The following is a 433-nucleotide window of genomic DNA, read 5'->3' as shown; positions in this document are numbered from 1 at the left end:
CCGTGGCGCTGCTGCATAAGTTGGGTTATCAGGTCGTTGCCGTTTCCGGTCGCGAAAGTACCCATGAATATCTGAAAAGTTTAGGTGCTAGCCGTGTTCTCCCTCGTGATGAGTTTGCCGAATCCCGTCCTCTGGAAAAACAAGTCTGGGCTGGGGCAATTGACACCGTTGGCGACAAAGTGCTGGCAAAAGTGCTGGCGCAAATGAATTACGGCGGCTGCGTGGCGGCCTGTGGTCTGGCGGGTGGTTTTACTCTGCCAACCACGGTCATGCCATTTATTCTGCGTAATGTCCGTTTGCAAGGGGTGGATTCAGTAATGACGCCACCAGAACGCCGCGCACAAGCCTGGCAGCGACTGGTCGCCGATTTACCGGAATCATTCTATACCCAGGCGGCAAAAGAGATATCTCTGTCAGAGGCACCGAACTTTGC

At 54.3% G+C, this 433-nt stretch carries 1 protein-coding gene; it reads left to right on the top strand.

Annotated elements, in window-relative coordinates; genetic code table 11:
- Nucleotides 1-433: zinc-binding dehydrogenase (locus tag HZ297_RS11845; protein ID WP_178863973.1), on the top strand; the 433-nt coding region annotated here is incomplete at both ends.

It is taken from the genome of Thiomicrorhabdus cannonii, from assembly GCF_013391695.1.
GTDB classification, from domain to species: Bacteria; Pseudomonadota; Gammaproteobacteria; order Thiomicrospirales; family Thiomicrospiraceae; genus Thiomicrorhabdus; species Thiomicrorhabdus cannonii.
Note: the sequence above shows the minus strand (reverse complement) of the source record. Positions and strands in the feature narration are given on the sequence as shown.